Source organism: Actinacidiphila acididurans (genome assembly GCF_016918855.1).
Taxonomy (GTDB): Bacteria; Actinomycetota; Actinomycetes; order Streptomycetales; family Streptomycetaceae; genus Actinacidiphila; species Actinacidiphila acididurans.
In genome coordinates this window covers 134,350-155,603 of sequence record NZ_JADKYB010000010.1, presented here as the reverse complement: position 1 = coordinate 155,603, position 21,254 = coordinate 134,350, and the positions used below count along the sequence as shown (strand labels likewise).

Annotated in this window: 19 protein-coding genes; 7 read left to right on the top strand and 12 right to left on the bottom strand. The window is 71.0% G+C overall.

Annotated features, from left to right (window positions below; translation table 11 throughout):
* Nucleotides 1-78: 78 nt before the first annotated feature.
* Nucleotides 79-546 carry a hypothetical protein gene (locus tag ITX44_RS20025; RefSeq protein ID WP_307795388.1) on the bottom strand — a complete coding sequence of 156 codons (468 nt, stop codon included), beginning with the start codon at nucleotides 544-546 and terminating at the stop codon, nucleotides 79-81.
* A gap of 331 nt (nucleotides 547-877) precedes the next feature.
* Here ITX44_RS20025 and ITX44_RS20020 point away from each other — a divergent pair, with 331 nt between their 5' ends.
* Nucleotides 878-1,222: a hypothetical protein gene (locus ITX44_RS20020; protein ID WP_205358665.1), complete on the top strand. Its 345-nt coding sequence runs from the start codon at nucleotides 878-880 to the stop codon at nucleotides 1,220-1,222.
* A 121-nt stretch (nucleotides 1,223-1,343) separates the two neighbouring features.
* Here the strand turns inward: ITX44_RS20020 and ITX44_RS20015 are convergent, their stop codons facing one another.
* Entirely contained in the window at nucleotides 1,344-2,276 is a 933-nt protein-coding gene (locus tag ITX44_RS20015; protein WP_205358664.1) for a hypothetical protein, read from the bottom strand.
* Between the two features lie 463 nt (nucleotides 2,277-2,739).
* Here ITX44_RS20015 and ITX44_RS20010 point away from each other — a divergent pair, with 463 nt between their 5' ends.
* Nucleotides 2,740-4,392: a pentapeptide repeat-containing protein gene (locus tag ITX44_RS20010; protein WP_307795387.1), complete on the top strand. Its 1,653-nt coding sequence runs from the start codon at nucleotides 2,740-2,742 to the stop codon at nucleotides 4,390-4,392.
* A 147-nt stretch (nucleotides 4,393-4,539) separates the two neighbouring features.
* Here ITX44_RS20010 and ITX44_RS42685 read toward each other — a convergent pair whose 3' ends face one another.
* From ITX44_RS42685 to ITX44_RS19975, 6 genes are all read right to left on the bottom strand, one after another.
* Nucleotides 4,540-5,547, bottom strand: coding sequence for a peptidase inhibitor family I36 protein (locus tag ITX44_RS42685; RefSeq protein WP_307795386.1), 1,008 nt, complete (start codon nucleotides 5,545-5,547; stop codon nucleotides 4,540-4,542).
* A gap of 547 nt (nucleotides 5,548-6,094) precedes the next feature.
* Nucleotides 6,095-7,081 (bottom strand): hypothetical protein, encoded by a 987-nt coding sequence (locus tag ITX44_RS19995; protein WP_205358662.1) that lies wholly within the window; start codon nucleotides 7,079-7,081, stop codon nucleotides 6,095-6,097.
* Nucleotides 7,082-7,747: 666 nt separating this feature from the next.
* On the bottom strand, nucleotides 7,748-7,909 hold the full coding sequence (locus ITX44_RS19990; RefSeq protein ID WP_205358661.1) for a hypothetical protein: 162 nt from the start codon (nucleotides 7,907-7,909) through the stop codon (nucleotides 7,748-7,750).
* An 80-nt stretch (nucleotides 7,910-7,989) separates the two neighbouring features.
* Nucleotides 7,990-9,714, bottom strand: a complete 1,725-nt coding sequence (locus ITX44_RS19985) for an MDR family MFS transporter (protein ID WP_205358660.1) — start codon at nucleotides 9,712-9,714, stop codon at nucleotides 7,990-7,992.
* An 83-nt stretch (nucleotides 9,715-9,797) separates the two neighbouring features.
* Nucleotides 9,798-10,688 (bottom strand): hypothetical protein, encoded by an 891-nt coding sequence (locus ITX44_RS19980; RefSeq protein ID WP_205358659.1) that lies wholly within the window; start codon nucleotides 10,686-10,688, stop codon nucleotides 9,798-9,800.
* 99 nt (nucleotides 10,689-10,787) lie between these two features.
* A complete protein-coding gene (locus tag ITX44_RS19975; protein ID WP_205358658.1) occupies nucleotides 10,788-11,222 on the bottom strand; it encodes a MarR family winged helix-turn-helix transcriptional regulator in 435 nt (144 codons plus the stop codon).
* 279 nt (nucleotides 11,223-11,501) lie between these two features.
* Between ITX44_RS19975 and ITX44_RS19970 the strand changes: the two genes are divergently transcribed.
* Nucleotides 11,502-12,053 carry an isochorismatase family protein gene (locus ITX44_RS19970; protein ID WP_205358657.1) on the top strand — a complete coding sequence of 184 codons (552 nt, stop codon included), beginning with the start codon at nucleotides 11,502-11,504 and terminating at the stop codon, nucleotides 12,051-12,053.
* Between the two features lie 44 nt (nucleotides 12,054-12,097).
* On the opposite strand, the gene ITX44_RS19965 is transcribed toward ITX44_RS19970, so the two are convergent.
* On the bottom strand, nucleotides 12,098-12,721 hold the full coding sequence (locus ITX44_RS19965; protein WP_205358656.1) for a TetR/AcrR family transcriptional regulator: 624 nt from the start codon (nucleotides 12,719-12,721) through the stop codon (nucleotides 12,098-12,100).
* Nucleotides 12,722-12,841: 120 nt separating this feature from the next.
* On the opposite strand from ITX44_RS19965, the gene ITX44_RS19960 reads away from it, so the two are divergent.
* Nucleotides 12,842-15,019, top strand: a complete 2,178-nt coding sequence (locus tag ITX44_RS19960; protein WP_205358655.1) for an MMPL family transporter — start codon at nucleotides 12,842-12,844, stop codon at nucleotides 15,017-15,019.
* Between the two features lie 501 nt (nucleotides 15,020-15,520).
* On the opposite strand, the gene ITX44_RS19955 is transcribed toward ITX44_RS19960, so the two are convergent.
* The 3 genes from ITX44_RS19955 to ITX44_RS19945 all read right to left on the bottom strand — a co-directional run bounded on the left by ITX44_RS19955 (nucleotide 15,521) and on the right by ITX44_RS19945 (nucleotide 17,939).
* Entirely contained in the window at nucleotides 15,521-16,696 is a 1,176-nt protein-coding gene (locus ITX44_RS19955; RefSeq protein ID WP_307795385.1) for a TniQ family protein, read from the bottom strand.
* 125 nt (nucleotides 16,697-16,821) lie between these two features.
* Nucleotides 16,822-17,085 (bottom strand): hypothetical protein, encoded by a 264-nt coding sequence (locus tag ITX44_RS19950; protein ID WP_205358653.1) that lies wholly within the window; start codon nucleotides 17,083-17,085, stop codon nucleotides 16,822-16,824.
* Nucleotides 17,082-17,939, bottom strand: coding sequence for a hypothetical protein (locus tag ITX44_RS19945; RefSeq protein ID WP_205358652.1), 858 nt, complete (start codon nucleotides 17,937-17,939; stop codon nucleotides 17,082-17,084). Before ITX44_RS19945 ends, ITX44_RS19950 begins: the two co-directional genes overlap by 4 nt.
* 107 nt (nucleotides 17,940-18,046) lie before the next feature.
* On the opposite strand from ITX44_RS19945, the gene ITX44_RS19940 reads away from it, so the two are divergent.
* The 3 genes from ITX44_RS19940 (at nucleotide 18,047) to ITX44_RS19930 (ending at nucleotide 21,216) form a co-directional block, all read left to right on the top strand.
* Complete coding sequence (locus ITX44_RS19940) at nucleotides 18,047-18,265, top strand: hypothetical protein (protein ID WP_205358651.1); 219 nt, start codon at nucleotides 18,047-18,049, stop codon at nucleotides 18,263-18,265.
* A gap of 192 nt (nucleotides 18,266-18,457) precedes the next feature.
* The gene (locus tag ITX44_RS19935; protein WP_205358650.1) at nucleotides 18,458-19,132 is read left to right on the top strand and encodes a hypothetical protein; all 675 of its coding nucleotides are present in this window, start codon (nucleotides 18,458-18,460) and stop codon (nucleotides 19,130-19,132) included.
* Nucleotides 19,129-21,216 (top strand): hypothetical protein, encoded by a 2,088-nt coding sequence (locus ITX44_RS19930; RefSeq protein WP_205358649.1) that lies wholly within the window; start codon nucleotides 19,129-19,131, stop codon nucleotides 21,214-21,216. The genes ITX44_RS19935 and ITX44_RS19930 overlap by 4 nt, the downstream gene beginning before the upstream one ends.
* Nucleotides 21,217-21,254 lie beyond the last annotated feature (38 nt).

Genomic DNA, 21,254 nt, shown 5'->3' with positions numbered 1-21,254 from the left:
CGGCAACCGGCCGCGCCCGGGAGGCTGGTCTCGGTCTGGGCTGCGGTGTACGCCTACGCTCGATGTTCTGCGGGCGGGTTATTCGAGACCGAGACGGTCCAGGGCGGTCGTCCAGTCCTGCACGAGTGCCTGCTGGGCGGCGGCCAGTGTGACTTTCCCGTCGCAGACGGCGGTCTTGAGTTTGGTTTCGACGGGGTCTTTGAGGTTGTTGATGCCGTGGGTGTGACCGGGGTCGGGAGGCTCCGGCCACAAGTTGCGGGGGTCGTTGGGGTCGCCGCCATCCTCGAGGCTGAGCAGGTGGTCGTACTCGGTGACGCTGGGGCTGCTCGCGGTGCCGTAGGCCTTTTCGCTGAGCTTCTTCTCGGCGCCGGTGATCGAGGCCGGGGGCCGGATCGTGGCGGTGTAGCCCGACCTGCAGATGGTCGTCTTGATCGTTGCCTGCGTGACCGCGGGATTGCGGGCGCCTGGGGTGCACGCTGTGTCGGGGAGCGGTTCGCCCTGCTCGTACCGGTAGTGGCACGACCCGGCCGCGGGCTGTGGCTGCACACGGTAGGTGGCCTGCGGTCCGGGCCCGAGTGGGATCGGCCCACCGCCCGTTTGGGCGGGTCCGCCGGTGGTGGTGCGGGCCGGCGGCGCCGCAGCCCCCGAAGGGCTGCTGGTCCCCGTCACGGTGTGGGGGTTGCAGGCCGCGAGTAGCAGCGTTGCAGCGGCGAACGGAACGAGGCGGACAGTACGGCGCACAGGAACTCCTTCGGGCATGCGGCGCCGACACACTGCCCAACTCCGCGCCGCGCCAAGCCCGGGAACAGGGCACCGCCCCGGCGGCTACTACCGGCTCTGTGTTCGATTGTCAGTGGTGGTTCGTATGCTGCCGGGCATGCCCGATACCCATAAAGACCCCCTTGACCTGCACAGTAAGCCCGAAGTGCTGGATGCTCAGCGGGCCGCGGACGCGGCCTGGGCCCGTGTGGAGGCGTACCGCATGGAGGTGGACGCCGCGCGGAAGGCGAGCGCCCAGCCGCCGGCCGAGCGCGGGGAGCGGCCCGTCCTGCGGCCGTGGACACAGGAGGAGAACGACGAGTTCGCCAGGCTGCATGCCGCGGCGGTGGCTGCCGGTCAGGAACGGCGCCGGATCGTGGACGCGGCCGGCCTCACGTCGAGCTTCGAGCTCGAGCACGAGATGCGGACGCACTCGCGGGAAGATCCGGAGGGCGCCGTCTGAGCGGTGTTCCGCCCCGGGTGGCGGGGGAGGCCGAGGCGGGGGAGGTTCTGCCAGCGTCGTGGACCGGGGCGCCTTCCCGTGTTCGACGGGCTGCTCGGGGGCCTGGGAAGCGGCAGCGTGGTCAGGTGACGGCCTTGCTGAGGCGTTCGACGTTCTGGCGGGCTTGTTGCAGGTCGGCTTCGGCGCGGGCGAGGGCCTGGTCGGCGGTGTGGAGTTCGTCTTCTGTTTCGTGTTCGGTCCAGGTGACGTGTTCGGCCTCGTCCTCGGCCTGACGGAGCTGTTCGTGCAGCTCGCGGGCTTTCGCTTCGGCGCGTTCGCGGGCGTCGTGGGCCCGGTCGTACGCCTTCTTCGCCTCGCGCTGGTCGGCCTGCTGCTGGCGTACGCGGTTGCTGGCGTCGGTGAGGGCCTGGCGGGCGCGCTCCAGCTCCGCCTGATGCTGCCGCCGACGGCGTTCGGCGAGTTCGTCCTCGTGCTCGTCCCGGCCGCGGCCGGCCGGTGGCGGGGCGGGGACAGGAGCGGCGACCTCACGGGCACCGCTGGCGGGGGTGAAGCTGGCGGGCGGCGTGAGGGGTGCGGCCAGGGTGCCGGTGGCCCACTGCCGTGCGGCGTCGGGGTCGGCGATCACCGCGCGCAGTGTGCTCTCCACTTCCCGCAGCACGGTCTGGCTGAGGCGGTGGCCGGCGTCGGCGGCCAGGCGGGTGGCCTGGCGGGACAGGGCGGTGATGACGCGCCACTGCTGTCCGGACAGCTCCCCGTGGGTTTGGCGCAGGGCTTCACCGAGCTCGAGGAACGCGCGGGTCTCGTCCGGTCGGCGGCGGACCAGGAGGTTGCAGGCCCAGGCGGACAGCGTCGGCCGACGCAGGGCGGCGATGGCGCGGGCGGCGTCCCGGTCGCCGGCCCGCCGGGCGACCGCGGCCTTTTCGTCCCGCAGCGCGGTGAAGTCGCCGGGTGGGGCGGTGTAGAGGTCGTCGGTGACGGTCTGGACGTCGACCGGGGTGTCGGCCGCCCGGTCCTTGCTCTCACGGCCTCGCCCGGTCTTGTCACGCGGCGGCATGGCTCCCGCCCCGGCCCGCCGGGTGCCCCTCCGGCACGGTGACCTGCTCCATACCCCCAGCCTCGCCCCGGCCGGCCCCGGGCGCATGCCGGGGTCCGGGCAGCTCGGCCTGGGGCCGCCGGGACGCGCGGCAGGGGTCGAGCCACCGACGGAATAGCGCGTCTCCGGATAGCACGGGGGTGTTCTCCCGGCCTCGCGCCAATGCTGTAACGGATGGGAGGAAGGCCCGTTCCGGCCACTGGAGGTGCGCTAACACCGGGACATGGCTACCGCCCCGCCCCTTTCGTGGGCCCACTGCGGCGATGGTGCATCCGCGAGCGACCCGGTCGGGTGCCGTGGTATCACCGTCCCCGGCTCAGTTCGGTGCCTCACCCACGCCGCCCCCGCGGAGCAGCACGCCTACCTGACGTCCCTGTCCCCGGGGGACGACCTGGACCTACGGGGTACCACCATCGCGCAAGCCTTGCTCGACCAGATCCTCTCCCGGCTCACCGATCCCACTACGAGCCTCGCGAGGATCGGCACCGCCCAGTTCGACTCGGCGATCTTCACCGGGGATGCCTCGTTCGGCTCGGCCACCTTCACGCGGGATGCCCGGTTCAACTCGGCAACCTTCGCCGGGACCGCCTGGTTCGGCTCGGCGATCTTCACCGGGGATGCCTCGTTCGGCTCGGCCACCTTCACGCGGGATGCCCGGTTCAACTCGGCAACCTTCGCCGGGACCGCCTGGTTCGGCTCGGCCACCTTCAACGGGGATGCCCTGTTCGACTCGACCACCTTCGCCGGGACCGCCCTGTTCGACTCGACCACCTTCGCCGGGACCGCCCTGTTCTATTTGGCAACCTTCACGAATGCCTGGTTCGACTCGGCCACCTTTACCCAGGATGCCCAGTTCGACTCGGCCACGATCACCGGGCAAGCGCGGTTCGGCTCGGCCGTCTTCGCCAAGGATGCCTGGTTCGACTCGGCCACCTTCATCGGGGAAGCCTCGTTCATTTCGGCGTCGTTCGAGCGGGCTTCGTCCTTGGGGCCGCTGGTCTGCGGGGGTGTGCTGGATCTGTCTGCCGCCTCCTTCGGGGCTCCGGTCACCGTGGAGGTGGCCGCGAGGCGTCTGGTGTGCCGACGGACCCGGTGGTCGGAAACGGCCACGCTCTGGCTCCGTTACGCCGAAGCCGACCTGAGCGACGCGGTCTTCGAGTACCCGTTGGCCGTTGCCGACCGCCAGCGTCCCTTCACCGCGCGTGCGGGAACGACGCTGGACGAGAGCGTGCTGGCCGGTCTGCCGGAGCAGGCCCGCGTGACGTCATTGCGAGGCGTGGACGCCGCGCACCTGGTACTCACCGACCTCGACCTGTCCAGCTGCCTGTTCTCCGGCACGATCCACCTGGACCAGTTGCGCCTGGAGGGCCGCAGCCAGTTCCGCACGGCCCCGATGGGCGTCCACCGCCATGGCTGGCTGCCGGTGCGTCACACGCACCGCAGCACGCTGGCCGAGGAGCAGCACTGGCGCCACACCAGGCCCGATGCCGCTCCGGGATGGCTGGCGGCTCCGCCCGGTGTCGACGTGGTTCAGCCAGGGGCGCTGGCGGCCGTCTACCGGGCGCTGCGAAAGTCCTACGAGGACTCCAGCAACGAGCCCGGTGCCGCGGACTTCTACTACGGCGAGATGGAAATGCGCCGTGCGGACCCCGGCACCGACCGTGCGGAGCGCGGGCTGCTCACCGCCTACTGGGCCCTGTCGGGCTATGGCCTGCGCGCCGCGCGCGCTCTCGGCTGGCTCCTGGCCGCCGTCACGTTCACCGTGCTGGTGATGATGCTGTGGGGGCTGCCCAAGGACGGCACACCCTCCCGTACCACCGGCACCATCACCGGCCAGCACATCACGTTGACCACCCACAGCCCGGACCCGGCGAATCCCGCAGGGTCGGTCAGGAAGCGCCTGACGAGCGACCGGTTCGAGAAGAGCCTGCGCGTCGTCGTCAACAGCGTGATCTTCCGCTCCTCCGGCCAGGACCTCACCACCGCCGGCACCTACACCGAAATGGCCTCGCGCTTCACCGAACCCGTCCTCCTCGGCCTCGCAGCCCTCGCCGTCCGCGGCCGCATCAAACGCTGACCCGCCCCGATCCCGACGGACCCGCCGATCACCGTCCCGGTCGGCACCGCCCGCCCGCAGAACAAGGCGAACCCTGGACCGATGTCCGCCACCTACGTTGCGAGGGGGTCACCCGGGCGCGGGCTGTCCCGGGCGGCCTGGTGGGGGCTACGCGCCGCAGGGGGTGTCGTTGTTTCGCAGGGAGTGGGTGGTGTCGTTCATGCCGTAGGAGCGCAGGTCGTGGATGGTGCCTCCGTCGCGGCCGACGCACACGTGGCGGCCGAAGTAGTTGTCCTTCTGGTAGACCCGTGCGGTGCGGCTGCTGTTGTTGATGATGGAGCTGCCGTGGCCGCGGATGTAGTCGGGCAGGTGCCTGACGCTGCCGTCGACGGCGCGTTTGACGTAGGGCTGGCCGCCGTAGTTGATGTCGGGGTAGATGCACACGTATCCGCGGGGGCACTGGATCTGGTCCCGGGGCTGTGCGGTGACGGCTGCCTGGCTGGTGTGGGCCGGTGCGGGGGTGTAGACGATGTCCTGGTCGGGGCAGCCGTCGGCGAGGCGGGTCAGGGCGTCTCGTTCGGCCGGGTCGACCGACAGGCCCCAGGTGAGTTTCACGCTGAGCCAGTCGGCGGTGTAGCGGCAGGTGGCGTCGGGGGAGGGCGGCATCCAGGTGGCGGGGTCCTGATCGGCTTTGCTCCGGTTGGAGCGGGCGGTGACGGCGACGAGGTGGCGCGGGTCGGCGAGGTAGTTGGCGTAGGCGACCCGATGGGCCTTGGTCCAGCGGGAGGCGCCGGAGTCCCAGGCTTCGGCGAGCGGGACCAGGTGGTCGATGTCGAGGGCGCGGGCGCCGGTCACGGTGGTGTCGTCGTACCAGGAGTTCCAGGACCCGCCGGTCAGGGTGCAGGTGCCGGCCACGGTCGGCGCGGTGACGGCTTCCTCCAGCAGAACCTCGGCCCTGGTGTTGCAGCCGTTGTGGTCGGCGTCGATCCAGCCGCCGAAGCTCGATTCGCGGTTGTAGCCGGTGCGGTCCTCGGCGGCCAACGGAAGTGTCGCTACGGCCTGGTGGAGGGCGACGCTGTGCTGTGCCGGGGGGTCGGCGGCGTGGGCGGGGGCGGTCACGGTCACGGCGGCGCAGGCCAGCAGGCCGGCGAGCGCGGTACGGATCACGGATGGCATGCCCGTCGTCTACCGGCCGCGGAGCATCGCGGGTTCCCGGTCCGAGCGGGAAACCACACGGCAGGATGAAGCGGCCCATGCTTCCGGGTGAGTTGGCGTCGCATGGCCGTGACGGACAGGCAGGCGGCTGTGCTGGGTGTTCGGGGCCGTCCGCCCGCCCTGTTCATGGCAGGGCGCCCGGGCCTCTGGCGGCTGTCCAGTGGCCGTGGCGCGGCGCGGGACAGGGCGACCTGATCGGGAATGCGCCCTGGACACCGATCCTGCGGTCTGGAGTACAGCCGGGAATGCATTGCCCGGACTGCCGCCCGCACTGCCGCTGTCGTGGCCGGCATGCGCAAGGACAACGCCGCCGCCCTTGCTCGTCCGAGCCCCACGATGGCCGGGCGGCGGTCGCGGCTGCGCATCCTGCTTCACTCCGCGCCCTGGGGAAAGCACGGTGGCACTGCCGTTGTCCGGCGCCCTGGAGCGCAGACACGAGCGCCTGCAGCGGCAGCCCGGGGTGGGATCGCCACAGCCGGCCGCCGCGAGGAGCGAGGCGGCTACGGCCTCATGTTGCTGATGCGCTCATGCGCTCGACGTCCTGACGGGCTTCTTGCAGGTCCGCTTCGGCGCGGGCGAGGGCCTGGTCGGCGGCGTGCAGCTCGTCCTCGGCCTCGTGATCCTGCCAGGTCGCGGACTCGGCATCGTCTTCGGCCTGGCGCACTTGTTCGTGCAGCTCGCGGACTTTTCGATCGGCGCGTTCGCGGGCGGCGCGAGCCCGGTCATGCGCCTTCCTGGCCTCGCGTTGGGCGACTTGCCGCTCGTGGACCTGGGCTCCGGCGTCGGTGAGGGCCTGGCGGGCGCGCTCCAGCTCCGCCTCATGCTGGCGGTGGCGTCGCGCGGCGAGCTCGTCCTCGTGCTCGTCCGGACGGCGGCGCCGCCGGTCCCGGCCTGGCGCGGGACCGGCCGGTGATGGGGCTGGCGCGGGAGCGGCGCCCGTACGGCCGCCGCCGGTGGGGGTGAAGGCCGAGGGAGGTGTGAGCGGGGTGGTGAGAGTGCCGGTGGCCCATTGCTGGGCGGCGTCGGGGTCGGCGACCACCGTGCGCAGCGTGCTCTCCACTTCCCGCTGCACGGTCTGGCTCAGGGGGTGGCCGGTGTCGGCGGCCAGGCGGGTCGCCTGGCGGGACAGCGCGGAGATGACGCGCCACTGCTGCCCCGACAGCTCCCGCATCCGCTCGGCATCGAGTTCCCCGTGGGCCTGGCGCAGGGCTTCTCCCAGCTCGAGGAACGCGCGGCTGTCGTCCGGCCGGCGGCGCACGAGGAGGTTGCTCGCCCATGCCGACAGGGAGGGTTTGCGCAGGGCCGCGATGGCGCGGGCAGCGTCCCGGTCGCCGGCCCGCCGGGCGTCTGCGGCCTTCTCGTCCCGCAGCGCGGTGAAGCCGCCGGGTGGGGCTGTGTAGAGCTCGTCGGCGACGGCCTGGACGTCGACCGGGGCGCTGTCGGCCACCTGGTCCTTGTTGCCGTGGTCTCGCCCGGCCTTGTCACGCGGCGGCACGGCTCCCGCCCCGGCCCGCCGGGTGCCGGTCCGGCACGATGACCTGCTCCATACACCCAGCCTCACCCCGGGCGGCCACAGACGCATGCTGAGTCCGGCCCGGCAGCCCTGGCGAGCCGTGCTCGCCGTAACTGCCGTTGCGCCGGCCCTCGCACGCTCAACGCGGCAGGAGTGAGCGTTTCGACCTGGCATCCTTCGGACAAGGGCGTTGCGTCCGGTGCCCGTCCAAAACCCATGAGAAGCATGGCCTGATGGCGAAGCGAAGGACTGACTACTGGAGTGAAAACTACTGTGACCGGCGGTTCCATCCGCCCCACCTGACCGGCTTGCCCTACTGGTTCTTCTGCCGACGCGAACCCGGCCACGAGGGAGCTTGCGACTGCGAAGCAGCTCACGAAGCGACGAACACGACGGACTGAACGAGAGGCCTACGTCGGACATCCCTTCCGGCGTACCGGTCCATCACCCCGCATACAGCAACTCAGAGCACCGGCGTGAACGCGATCTCCACAGGTGGCAATACCCCAAGCTGCCGAAGTAGGAAGCGAATCGTCGGCCCGGCTGGCGGCTGAGGGCGAACCAGCGCAGGTGCCACCTGCGGGCACGACCGCCGCGTCGGCTCACCCGGGTTGCGTCGCAGGACGCAACCCGCGCCGAACGGGTAGATCAGCACAGCGGTGTGCAGAACCTGCACGCGGTGCTCGTCCCGGTGATAGGTCTCGTTCCGACGGCGGGGTCCAGGACGGCGGGGATGGGCAGGGACTGGCGGAAGACGACGAGCGCGGCGAACGGGTAGTCGGTGGTGAAGTGCTCGCTGCGCGCGAGCAAGTCGGCCCAGAGGGCCGAAGCAGGAACTCCACCGGGGAACTCGAGGCCGCCGCACCGCTTTCGGCCGTTACTGCGCCTGCTCACGGGGCGGAGCGCCAACTGTCCGGTATGGGGGCCTCGTCGCCCGCAGCGGCTGCGTGCGCTGCCGTGCCGGAGCCGCCCGGCGGGTCGGCGGCGCTGTCCGCCTGGGCGCGGGCCTGGTCGCCCGAGAGCGTCCGCAGCGGCACTTCTTTCAGGCGGGTGGAGAGCACGACGGCTGCCAGCAGCAGGATGGCGACGACCGCGAACACCACGTCGCCGGCGTCGGAGAAGCCGACGAGGAAGGGGTGGCTCAGCGGCTTGGCGAGGCCGTTCAGGAACGACGTGTCGTCCAACCCGCCAACCGCGTGCCGGTGCAGCAGGGCGAGCTGACCGGGGTGGGCCTGGCCCGCGGCGACGAACGCCGGGGCAGCGGCCGCCTTGGCGTACTCGTGGCCGATCGTCGAGCCGGCCCGGGAGAACAGGAGGGACAGGAAGACCGCGGTGCCCAGGGTTCCGCCGATGGAGCGGAAGAACGTCGACGCGGCCGATGCGACGCCCATGTCCTTGGCGGGTACGGCGTTCTGCATGGCCAGCACCAGGCTCTGGATGTTCAGCCCCAGGCCGATGCCGAAGGCCCCCATGTAGAGGTCGGTCCGCCACAGGGCGGTGTCGGCGCCGATCGTGACCATCAGGCCCATGCCGATGACCATGAGGACCGACCCGGTCACCGGGAGGATCTTGTAGCGGCCGGTGCGGGCGATGAACTGGCCCGAGCCGAGGGAGGCCAGCATCAGTCCGGCGATCAGCGGGAGCAGCAGCAGCCCGGACCTGGTCGGCGAGGCGCCCTTGACGATCTGCAGGTAGAGGGGGATCACCGAGAGGCCGCCGAACATCGCCATGCCGACGATGGTGATCTGCCCCGCCGCGACGGAGAAGGTGCTGCTGCGGAACAGCCGCAGCGGCAGCAGCGCGTCCTCGCCCATCCGCTGCTGGACCTGTACGAACAGGGCGAGACCGGCCGCACCGGTCACGTAACAGGCGAAGGAGCCGGCCGAGGCCCAGCCCCAGCTCTGCCCCTGTTCGGCCACGACCAGCAGCGGCACCAGTGCGACCGCCAGCAGCGCCGCGCCCCACCAGTCGATGCGCCGCTCGCTGCGGACGTGGTCCAGGCGGAGGACCTTGGCGACGACGACCAGGGCGAAGGCGGCGACGGGGACGTTGATGTAGAAGATCCAGCGCCAGCCCGCGGCGCCCAGGAAGCTGTCAGTGCCGGACAGTAGGCCGCCGAGCACCGGGCCGAGGACGGAGGCGCTGGCGAATACGGCCATCATGTAGCCCTGGTAGCGGGCACGCTCGCGGGGCGGGATGATGTCGCCGATCACGGCCAGGGCGAGCGGCATGATGCCGCCGGCGCCGATGCCCTGGAACGCGCGGAACGCGGCCAGTTCGTACATGGACTGGGACAGGCCGCACAGGGCCGACCCGATCACGAAGATCACGATCGAGAGCATGAACAGCCGCTTGCGGCCGTAGATGTCCGAGAGCTTGCCGAACAGCGGCGCGGCGATCGTCGAGGTGATCAGGAACGCGGTGGTGACCCACGCCTGCGCGGACAGCCCGTTGAGGTCGTTGCCGATCGTCTTGATCGCCGTGGAGACGATCGTCTGGTCCAGCGCGGCCAGGAACATGCCCAGGACCAGTCCGGACAGGATCGTGAGGACCTGCCGGTGGGTCAGCGCGGTCTGCGGCGGCGGGTCCGCCGGGCGGTCTGCGGTGGCACTCATGGGCGTCGCCTTCTTCCCTGGCTGTCGGTGGAAACGGAGCGCGCGGCCCCCTCGTGGCCCTGACCGGACTGTCGGGAATTGGCCTAGTCCAGCCGGGGAAGTTCCACGACGAAGACCTCGACCGGGCCGTCGTGGCGGCAGGCGAGCGGGACCTGCTCCTCGCGCGGGCTGTACAGGCAGGTCAGCTCGGGATACGTCCGTCCTCCGATGGTCATCCCGGGCCCCACGGACCAGGCGACCTGGGCCCGGTCGGCTCCGAGGGCGAAAACCCCCCGGCCGGACAGGCGCAGGACCGACATGCGCACGTCGGCGTTGGGCCCGGAGTAGTCGAAGTACCGGCCGAGGTGCTTGACCTCCACGCCGGGTTCGACCTGGTAGTAGGCGAAGGCCGCCGGGTGCATCAGGATCGGGGCGCTGTAGGCCTCGGGCGGGATCACCAGCCTCTTTCCGGCGTACTCGTCGTGGAGGGCCTCCACGCCGTCACGCACCCGCTGCTGCCCCGTCTGCGGATCGGTGTCGATGTACTGGCCGTCCCTGAACTCGCCCTTGAGCCGGAGCCTTTCGGTGGCCTCCTTGTACTTGGCGGCCCAGTCCTTGCCGCCGACCGGGTAGTCGTTGCCGAAGCCGTACTGGAGGAGCAGTTGCGCGCCGTGCTCCTTCATCTGGGGGCCGTAGTAGGCGCCCTTCGGGAAGTAGGCGATGTCGCCTGCGACGATGTCCTGGCCAGGCGCGTAGTTGACGGCGCCGAACTCCGTCCACCGGATCTGCTGGAACCCGTGGTGGTGCCGCGGGTAGCGGGCGGCCGTGCCGCCGTCGAGGCTCTCCTGGTTCCGTACGAACCTGAACCTCATGTCGTCCTTGCCGACGTCGCCGAGCAGGGACTTGTGCTCGGTGTCGGACGCGGGACGGGCTCCTGGCCTGTCGTCCTTTGGCTTCTCGCTCGCGGGAACGTCGGCGATGACTGCTATGTCCATGGGTACATCTCCCTGTCCGGCGACCGTGACCCCTGCGTGGGCCTGTCGCCGTGATGGATGGTTCCGGCCCCGGCGCGGACGCCGGGCGGGGCGGGCTCCTCACATCTGCTCGGCCCACCGCTCGATCAGCGGGGCCGCGGCGCGCAGCGCCTCGATCTCCTCGTCGTCGAAGGCGGCCAGCAGGGAGTCGGTGAACCGGTCGGCGATGGCGCTGCTGCCCGAGCGCAGCGCCTGCTCACCCTCCTTCGTCGGGGCCAGCAGCATGCGGCGCCCGTGCTGCGGATCGGGCGAGCGGGCCACGAAACCGCGCTGTTCCAGCAGGGCCACGGTGGCGCCCATCGCCTGCGGGGTGATCTGCTCCTGCCGCGCCAGATCGGCCGTCGTCGCCGGGCCGTCGCGATTGAGCCGGGAGAGGACCCGCAGCTCAGGGCTGGTGAGAGCCGCCTCGCCCGCGCCGTCCCGGATACGCCGCTTCAGCAGGCTGACGCTCATCAGCATCGCCGCCGCGACCTCGTACGCCTTCGCTCGCTCCATGAATAGAAGCCTAATCTTGCAATGCAAGCTTGGCAATATCAGGCTTGCAAGGCTAGGTTGTCATAGTGCGGACGGACGCCCGTCTCCGCGCTATTCGCGGCGCCAGCGGGGGTTACGGCGCCAGATGCCTGCCGCAGCCGGGGGCGGGCGCGGCCCCGCCCCCGGCGCCCGGCCAACCGGTGCGCCGCGGGCGGCCGCTCCTCCCGCGTCCGCGTCATCGCCCTCGGCGCCGCCCGGCGTCGTCTGCCGGCCCCGTGCCCCACTCCGAAAAGAGGAACCATGACCGTCAGCACCATCGATCCCACCTGCGCCCTGGTCGTCATCGACCTGCAGAAAGGCCTCGCCGGCCTGGCCCCGGCGAGTGTCATCGAAGGCGCCTCTCGTCTGGCGGGGGCTTTCCGGCAGCGCGGCCTGCCCGTTGTGCTGGTGAACGTCACGGGCGGCCCCGCCGGGCGCACCGAGTTCCCTCCGGCCGGAGCCGGCCGGCCGTTGCCGCCCGACTTCGCCGAGCTGATCGACGAACTCGACGCCGCGCCCACCGACATCCGGGTGACCAAGCGGCGCGTCAGCGCCTTTCACGACACCGGCCTGGACACTCACCTGCGCGACCTGGGCGTCACCCAGCTCGTCCTCGCGGGAGTGGCGACCGGCTCCGGTGTCGAGTCCACCGCACGCTCGGGCCGCGACCACGGCTACCACGTCGTGGTGGCCGCCGACGCGGTGAGCGACCCGGACGAGGCCGTCCACCGCCACAGCGTCGAGCGGATCTTCCCCAAGATCGCCGAGACCGCAACGGTGGACGAAATCGTCTCCCTGCTGCACGAGCGCTGAGACGGCGAGGGCTTCCGTGAACGTCCCCGGGCCCCGAGGGGCGTTCAGCCCTTCGCGGCCGCGTCGAAGATGCCCTGCAGGAAGTCCATGACCTTCCGGTGGGCTTCCCGGCTCTGGCCGGCGTGCCGCAGGCTGCCGATGTAGGCCGCGAGGACGGCTTTGATGGCCGCGCTGTAGATGGTCAGCATGAAGTGGTCCTCGGGCAGGCCGGCGTGTGCGGCGAGCGCGGCGCCGGCGTACTCGCCCGCCTCGGCGACGTGGGCACTGCTGATGGCCTTGAGTTCGGGGTTGGCTTCGTGCATGGCCTCGGCGAGTGCGAACAGTTCGGGGTCGGCGAGCTCCTCCTCCTGTGCGAGCCAGGTGTCCAGGATCGTGATGAGGTCCCCGTCCGGTTCGGCGTTCATGGCGGCGGTGAGCCGGCCCGCGATGGAGTCGGCGAAGGACGTGGCGATGTCGATCTTGGAGGGGAAGTAGCCCGACACGGTGCGGGGCGCGACCTCGGCGGCTTCGGCGATGTCGGCGATCGTCGTGGCCGCGTAGCCGCGCTCGGCGAACAGGCGCATGCCGGTGCGCTGGATGAGTGCGTACCTCTTGGCCCTGGAGCGTTCCCGCAGCCCGGTGCGGGGCGCGGGAGCGTCGGCGGACGGGGGGAGAGCGGTGGCGTCCATGCGTGGATTCTAGCGCGAGCAGCATTTTTGCCGTTGATGGCAATTAAGCATACCGTTGCATCGTTGTGGCCGGAGGGGGATTTCCTCACCGGCCGTCGTCCCGGAACGCCGAGGAGACCCGTGTCGACCCTCCTGTACCGACTCGCGCGCTGGTGCTTCCAGCACCGGCGGCGTGTCCTGGCCGTCTGGTTCGTGCTGGTCATCGCCGTCATCGGCGTCGCCCAGGCGTCCGGCGGCAAGACCAGCGACACCTTCACCATCCCCGGCACGGAGTCCCAGCGGGCGACCTCGGTGCTGAAGAAGGACCTGCCCGCCGCCTCCGGCGGCTCGACCCAGGTGGTCTTCGCCGCCGGCTCGGACATCACCGCCGCCCGTTACGAGAAAGCGATCGACACGGCCGTCACGGAGCTGGGCACCCTGCCCCAGGTCGCCACGGTCGCCAACCCGTACCGGGCCGGGACCGTCTCACCGGACAAGCGGATCGCCCTGGCCACCGTCTCCTACATGGTGCAGGCCGGCGACGTGAAGAACAGCACCGTCGACGGACTCGGCCCCGCCGTCCGGGCCGCCCGCTCGGCTGGCCTGCAGGTCGAGTTCAGCGGCACGGTCTATCCGAAGCCCGGGAACGCGGCAAGCCCCGAACTGGTGGGCTTGGCAGTGGCGTTGATCATCCTCCTGCTCACCTTCGGCTCACTGGTCTGCGCCGGCATGCCGATCGTCACCGCCCTGTTCGGCGTCGTCATCTCCATGATGGGCATGACCGCGCTCGCCGCCGTCACCGACATCGCCTCCGCGGCCACCTCGGTCGGCGCCATGCTCGGCATCTCCTGCGGCATCGACTACGCCCTGTTCATCCTGTCCCGGTACCGCACCCACCTGCTGGCCGGACACCATCCACGCGAAGCCGCCGGACGGGCGGCCGGCACCGCCGGCAGCTCGGTCGTCTTCGCAGCCCTGTCCGTGGTGATCGCGCTGTGCGGTCTGGCCGTGGCCGGCATCCCGTTCCTGACCACGATGGGCCTGGCCGCCGCCGGATCGGTCCTGGTGGCGCTGCTGATAGCCCTCACCCTGCTGCCGGCCGCCTTCGGATTCGCCGGCCCCCGCGCCGCCCGCTTCTCCCGCCTGCCCGTGCTGCGCCGCGCCCTTCCGGCCACCCGCACCGCCGTGGAAGGGCCCGAGAAACTGACCGGCACCCGCTGGGCGACCTGGGTCGTACGGCACCGCGTCGCCGTCCTGGTGACCGGCGTCATCGCCCTGGGCGTCCTCGCCCTGCCCACCGCGCACATGGACCTCGGTCTGCCCGGCGCCGGCTCCCGCCCCACCAGCGACACCTCCCGCCGCGCCTACGACCTCACCAGCGAACACCTCGGCGTCGGCTACAACGGCACCCTGTCGGTCGTGGCAGAGAACATCACCAGGACCGCCCAGGCCCAGCAGATCGCCACCTCCCTGGGCAAGGTCCCCGGCGTCGCCACCGCCTCCGTCGCCACCATCACCCACCGCATCGCGCTCATCAGCGTGGTCCCCACCACCGGCCCCAACGACCCGGCCACCACCGACCTCGTCCACCACATCCGCGACGACCGCACCGCCATCGAAGGCGACAGCGGCACCCGCATCCTCGTCGGCGGCCCCACCGCCACCAACATCGACGTCTCCACCAAACTCGGCAACGCCCTGCCGGCCTTCCTGATCACCGTCGTCAGCCTGGCGTTCATCCTGCTGACCTTCGCCTTCCGCACCATCCTGGTCCCGATCAAATCGATCATCGGGTTCCTGCTGTCGGTGGGAGCCTCCTTCGGCGCCGAAGTCGCCGTCTTCCAATGGGGCTGGTTCAAGGACGTGTTCGGGATCGACAAGAGCCAGTCCCTCAGCTTCCTGCCGATCATCGTCCTCGCGATCGTCTTCGGCCTGTCCAGCGACTACGAGGTCTTCGTCGTCTCCCGGATCAAGGAACACTTCACCAGGCACGGCGACGCCCGCCAGGCCGTGATCGTCGGGACCGGCCAGTCCGCCCGCGTCGTGACCGCCGCCGCCCTGATCATGGCCGCCGTCTTCGCCTCCTTCCTGTTCACCCCCGACCCGATGATCAAGTCCATCGGCTTCAGCTTCGCCGTCGGCGTCCTCATCGACGCCTTCGTCGTCCGCCTCACCCTGGTCCCCGCGGCGATGGCCATCGCCGGCAAGCGCATCTGGTACCACCCGCGCTGGTACGGCCGCCTCGTCCCAGACCCCGACATCGAGGGCGAACAACTCGAACGCCACCTCGCCCAGCACCGCGAGCCGACCACCGTCTGATCCGTCGTGGCGCCCGCCCGAACATTGAGCAGGACCAGGCCGCGCCCGAGCAGAAGGGCACCAACTGGTTCTCCCGCCTACGCGGCTGACGCGGGCAAGCCTCCGGCAAAAGCGGGCAAGCCCAAGTCCATTCGGGCAAACCGCGCCGTCGATGGAGAAGAGGTCACCCTGCTTCACAATCCACTCGTTCCTGGCCAGGACGGTCGCCTAGAGTTCGACCGCTACACCTGGAGTCAGGAGTCGAGATGGATACTCAGCCAGCAGTTCTCAGCGCGGTGAACAGCGGAGTCGACTCCTGCGAACCACTGCACAAGGTCGGGCGGGAACTGTGCGCTGGCAGCGAGTGATGGCGCCGGCCGGCTGCCGGTGTCAGTGCAGACCTCTGCCCGGCGCACACCGCTCGCCCGAGGCGGCCGGGCACGGGCGTTCACCTCGGTGGTGTGGGCGCAGCGGTGTATGCGGCGGCGGCGCGGCCGTGCCGGTCGCGGATCAGCCGCCGGACTATGGGCGCAGCGCCGGCGTTCGGCTGGGCGCCGGCGTCCTTGCCGGCACGGCAGGCGGCCGCGGTCTGCTCGGCCAGGGCGCGCAGCTGGACCCGGGCCGAGGCGGGGCGGTGGTCGGCGCGCAGCCACCACGGGTCCAGCCCGAACCCGCGCGGATCGTGCTGGCCGCGGCGGATGCGGGTGAATGCGCCCATGCAGTCCAGCAGCGGCCCGGCGTGCAGCGGCCCGCCCAGCACCAGCCCCCGCTGCGGGGCTTGGTCAACGTCGGCCAGCCAGGGCCTCCCCAGCTGGGTTGCGAGTTCGCGGAAGAACGCCCTGTCCGGCCGGAACGGGCGTACCGGCCGCCCGCCCCGTGGTCGTCCCAGATCCACTCCTGCATGCCGGGGTCGAGCAGCACGCGCGCGAGCGCCACCGTCTCGGGGAAGACGACCGCGTCGCGGGCGATGACCCGCCACCACCAAAACCGCGGTCCGGCGTCCCCGCCCGCGACCGCATGGAGCCGGGCCGGCCAGATCCGCTCCCGCTCCCACTGCAGGGCCTGCTCCCACCACGCACACACCACTGCATGGGCCATGGCGAACACCCGGCCCGGATCCGCCCCGGCTGCAACTGCGGTCCGGGCGACCTTCGGCCAGGCCCGCTGCGCTGCGGCAATCTCCAGGACGGCGCGCAGGTCCAGGTGGTGGTGGCGGTGGCCGTCCCCGGCGGTGAGCATCCACCGCTGGTGGCGGGCACAGGCTCGCTGCCAGGGCGCGACGTACCGCACCACCGCGGTGTCCTGGCCGGTGCGGGCCGCGGTGCACAGCGCGCACCCGTACGCCACAGGCCCGTGCTCCCCGGCCGAGGCGACCTTCCACCGGCCTGCCGGTCTGCCGGACCCGGCGGTCTCGCCGGTCCGGTCCGGCGTGCCTGATTGCGGCTCGTCGTTGAACGCGGGCAGGGCCCGGGCCAGATCGCGCTCGCTGACTCCGCCCAGCTGGGCGAGTAACTGCCAGCCCGCCGGGTTCAGCAGTACCTCGGCGTCGTCGCGCGGGCCGAGATCGTCCCTGGGCCGAGACCCGGACCAGGTCCACCAGGGCAGCAGTGCGGCGGGTTCCATGCCGTAGCGGCAAGCCAACCGGGACAGATACGACCACGTTGTCTCCCCGGCCACCGGGGCAACGCGAAATAGCACGGACCGGAGGGCCGGTTGGGCTTGGGCAGCGCTGCGGGGACCGGCGGCCTGACTGGTTTGTGCCGGGCGCCGTTCCCGCGTCCTGGCACCGGGGACACGGCCCGGGGAGGGGGCTCGGTCATGATTCACCTGTTTCTGCGCTGGTGCCGGGAATGTGCCCAGGACGACGGGCGGGCCGGGGAGGGCTGTGGCTGGACGGGATCCCCGGTGTGGCGGATGAGTTGCTCGGTGCGTTCGCGGTAGGCGGCGAGGGCGTCTGCCCGGCCGGGCAGAAGGAGGGTGAGCGCGCTCTGGTAGGCGGCGACGGTGGGCCAGGCGGGGCTGTCGCCGTGGAGGGGCATGTGGCGGCCCCACTCGTCCCACATGGGGTCGGTCAACGCCGTGGTCATGGCGTCCGGGACTGCTTCGACATCGAGTCCAGTGGGCGGTGCGGGCAATCCGGCCTGGGCGGCGGGGCCGAGGTGGACGAGGACCAGTTCCAGGGCCGCGGAGGTGGCGGTGGCCAGTTCCACTGCGCGGCGCAGGGCCTGGTCGGGCGCGGCCTGGACCGCGTGCTGCAGTACCTGCCAAAGCCCTCCCACGTACCGCCGTGCCCAGCTGCGTCCCGGGCTGCGGCTGCGGTACGCATTGCCTTGGCCTGCTCGGGGAAGACCCGGCACAGCGCGTCCAGGAGTTCGTCCTCGCCGACGTCCTCACCGCCGCCGGCGAGCAGCCGGCCCAGGACGAGAGCGAGGCCGCGGTCGAGGCGCGGCAGGGGCACGACCGCGGCCGGGTCGCGTGCGGCGGTGGTGACGATGGCCCGCAGCAGGGCGTGCTGGTCAAGGCCCGGCACGCGGCGCGCGGCCGCCTCGGCCGCGTTGTGGCGCCGCTGCCAGCTGTCGTCATCACGGGCATCCCCTGCCGCAAGCCGTTTCCCGTACCGGTCGAGCTCGTCCGTAACCGCGGTCCGCAGCCGGGCCACGCCGCCCGGGGAGCCTTCGGCTGCCCAGCAGGCCCAGGCCGCCGCCACTGGCAGCGCCCTGCCCTGACGGGAGGACCTGGCCAGCAACATAGCCCGGCTCACGGTCTGGGGCAGCAGGTGCGAGGCGGTGCCTCGGCCGCGCCCCAGGTGCTCGCGGGGGTGGGGTGGCAGATAGTGCGCTGCCCGCCACCGCTCCAACTGCGCCTGGGAGACGGTCAGTCCGAGGTCGGCGAGTGCGGCGATGAGCGCAGCATCGGCACCTGAGGGCGCGGAGCGGGTCACCTGCCTCAGGCTACAGCCCCGCGAAGTTTCAGCCGGAGGCCGTCCAGCGGTGTGAGGAGATGGCACCCGGCGCCGCGCACAGCGGCGCCGGGAAGGAACCGATCACCATGCCGGTCAGTACGCCGACCGCCTTGACAGCCGTGCTCGCCAGCCTGCCGCCTGCCGCCATGGCGCTGTTCCTGCTCGCGCGCTGGGGCCGGCCGATGGTCCTGCTGCTCGGACTGCTGGTGTCCCTGCGCGGGGTCCGCGGCGCTCACCGGGCAGCGATGTTCGGCCAGTTCGCACAGGCCCTCCGCCGATGCCGGAACCGCCCGCCGGGCACCTGACGCGAGGATCCGATGCCGCTGTCTCCTGCGGCGGAGAGGCTCGCCGGGGCCGACCACCGGCGGCCGAGAAGCTCGCCGGGCAAACCGGGCTCTGGCTCCTCGCGCCCACGACCGGTCGGCGATCCGCGCCCGAACTGGGCATACAGCGCAGAGGCCTTGATCGACCGCACCATGGGTCATTACGGTGTGTCAGTGGACGATGACGAGGGGGATCGCTTCTCCGACGCGATTCGGCTTCTGCTGCTCATAGCGGCGGTCTCCGATCCGTTGAAGGAAGCAGAGCAGCTGGTCGCACCGAAACACGCAGTGGCCGTGCTCCGCGCTGAGGGCCGGCTGCAGAAGCTCGACTTTTGGCTGCGCAATCCGGATTACCTGGCCGATGAGCTTCTCAACGACTACGAGCGCCAGGGGGAGGCCATCAACCTGGAGCTGGCCGGGGGCATCCTGGACTCGGACGAGCCGGAGATCTGCGCCATCCCGATGCTGCGCTACCTGTTCGGGGCGTTCGAGTACATCGACCAGGCGATGAGCATCCTGGCCGCCCCAGGGCTGGTGGTGGTCGTGCCACAGCGCACCGTCCAGCGGGTGCTGCAGGACAACTACTACCTCACGGCGAAAGGGCGCGAGATCGCCGATCGGGCAACCGAGCAGTTCCCGGTTCTGGCCTGGTACACCGAACGCGCCCGCCTGGTCCGGGCGCTGGCCGAGGCCACCGGTCACTCCGCCCTGGCCCTGCGAAGACGGCAGTACCTGCAGCGCGACTACGCCCAGACCCCGCTGAATGAGATCATCCCGTCGATTGCCGACCGGGCCCGCGCGCGCCTGGCCCGGTTGCGCGCCGAAGCCGAGCAGGGGGACGCCGCGTGACCACAGAGACTTTGCCGGTCCCGTCAGACGGTGAGCTGTACGAGCAGATAGCCGCCCGGGTGCCGTCGGCTGGTGCTGCAAGGGTCCGCGACGCTCTGGCCGCCCACGGTGTCCAGCTCACCAGTCCGCTGCCCGCGCGACGGCAGCTGGTCGTGCACCGGCTGTACTGCGAGGGCACCAAGACCGGCACGGACGACAACGACGGCGCTTTCACTATCGACATGACGCTGGGCCCGGGCCCGTGGGCGATCGCCAGCACCCTGAACAACGTCGGCAAATCGAGCCTGTTGTGGGCTCTGAGCTTTGCCCTGCGCGGGGACGGCTTCGATGCCTTCAAACGACCCGAGACGGTGGGCTGGTTCTCCTACGTCCGCGCCGACATCGAGGTCGCCGGCGTCGCGGCCTCTATCCGGCTGACGTTCGACAAGCCCGACCGCCCCAGTTGCAGGCTCCTGAGCGCAGACACCCTCCAGTACCTCGTCGCCCTCGACGGCTCCCAGGAGAGCGGACCTGGAGTGAGGGTGGCGGCGACCGCGCAACCGGACGGGGTCAAGGAACTCATCGACCGCTTCATGCTTGACCGTCTCGGGCTGCGACCGCTGTCCTTGTGGGGGGCCGAGGCCGGCGCCCCGAAAGACGCCGACGGGAACCGTGACAGCGCCGAGCAGGTACACGGCTGGGCCAGCTACTTCTACGCCGTCGCACTGAACTCGGGTAACTCCAGCATCCTGCTGGGCCCGACGGGCTACAACCAGCTCCCCGTGAAGCTGATGCAGCTTTTCCTCGACGTCCCCTACGCCTCCGAGCTGACCCAGATCACCACGGCCCGCAAGAAGGACACCCAGGAGAGCAACCGCGTTCAGCGTCGGGCCCGAGAAGATGCCGAGGCCCGCGAGCTGCAGACCGATCCGCTGCGCCGGGCACTGAGGGCGGCCGAGGAGAAAGTGACGACCCTGGAAGCGGGCCAACCGGACCTGTCCGGCCTGCTTGCCGACGTCGACGCGGCCACACGCCGGCTCGCCCGCGACCAGGCAGCCCTCCAGGAGGCTGAGGAGAGCCACGTCCTTGCCCACAAGGCGCGCGTGAAGGACGAGAGAGCAGTCCGACGGGCCGAGCAGAGCAGCGCGGCCCGGCTCCTTCTGGGAGCGCTGGAGCCGGAATCCTGCCCGCGCTGCGACCACGAGATCGATGACGCGCGACGCAGCGCAGAAGAAAAGGAACACCGGTGCTCAGTCTGCGCAAGCCCTCTGCCCGAGGTATCGGACGACCCGGACGCGCGGGTCGCGCGCCTCAGCCGACTGCAGGATCGGGTGAACGCCTCTCGCGTAGCTGAAGACACAGCTCAGCTGGCCGTCGAAAGGGCCACAACCAGTTGCGACAGCAGCCGTGCCGCGCATGACCTGGCGAGCGCGCACCTGACCTCTGCACGCTCCGGCAGTTGGTACACCCGTCTGGAATCAGCAAGGGAGGCCGTCTACCAGCTGCGCGGAGCTCTGGCAGTGGCCACCGGCAACAGCACGGGACTGCCGGAGGTGGTCGGCCAGTACGTCACCGCGACAGCGAGCCCGTCGGACACCGAGGACGACCCCGACGATGACGATGCCATCCTCGCGGCGGCAGTCGAGGTGCTGACGAAGGTGGTCGCCGACCACAGCAAGGCCCTGTTCGCGGAACTGAACGTCGAGATCGTCAGCATCGCCCACGACCTGGGCGTGGCCAACTTGACCAGCGTCGATCTGAGCTTGAACGGTAACCTCAACGCCCGCAAGACCGGCGCCAAGCACCCCTTCAAGTCCTTCAGCCCCACCGACCGTCTCCGCATGCGCATCGCCGCCGTCGTGGGCATGATCAAAGTCGGGCGGAAACGCGGCATCATGTCCCATCCCGGGCTGCTGCTCATCGACGCGCCCACGGCCGAGGAACTCTCCCATGACAACGCGCGCCAGGCCATCAAGACCCTCTACGACACTGCGGCGGACGACCCCGGCATCCAGATCGTGATCACGTCGATCGATGACGCCGTTTGGGAGTTCTTTCCCGAGGACCGTACCGTGACCGGTCCCGACAAGCGCCAGTTGTTCTAGGTCAGCCGCCGAGTATCCAACGGCGCCAAGGGGGAGGT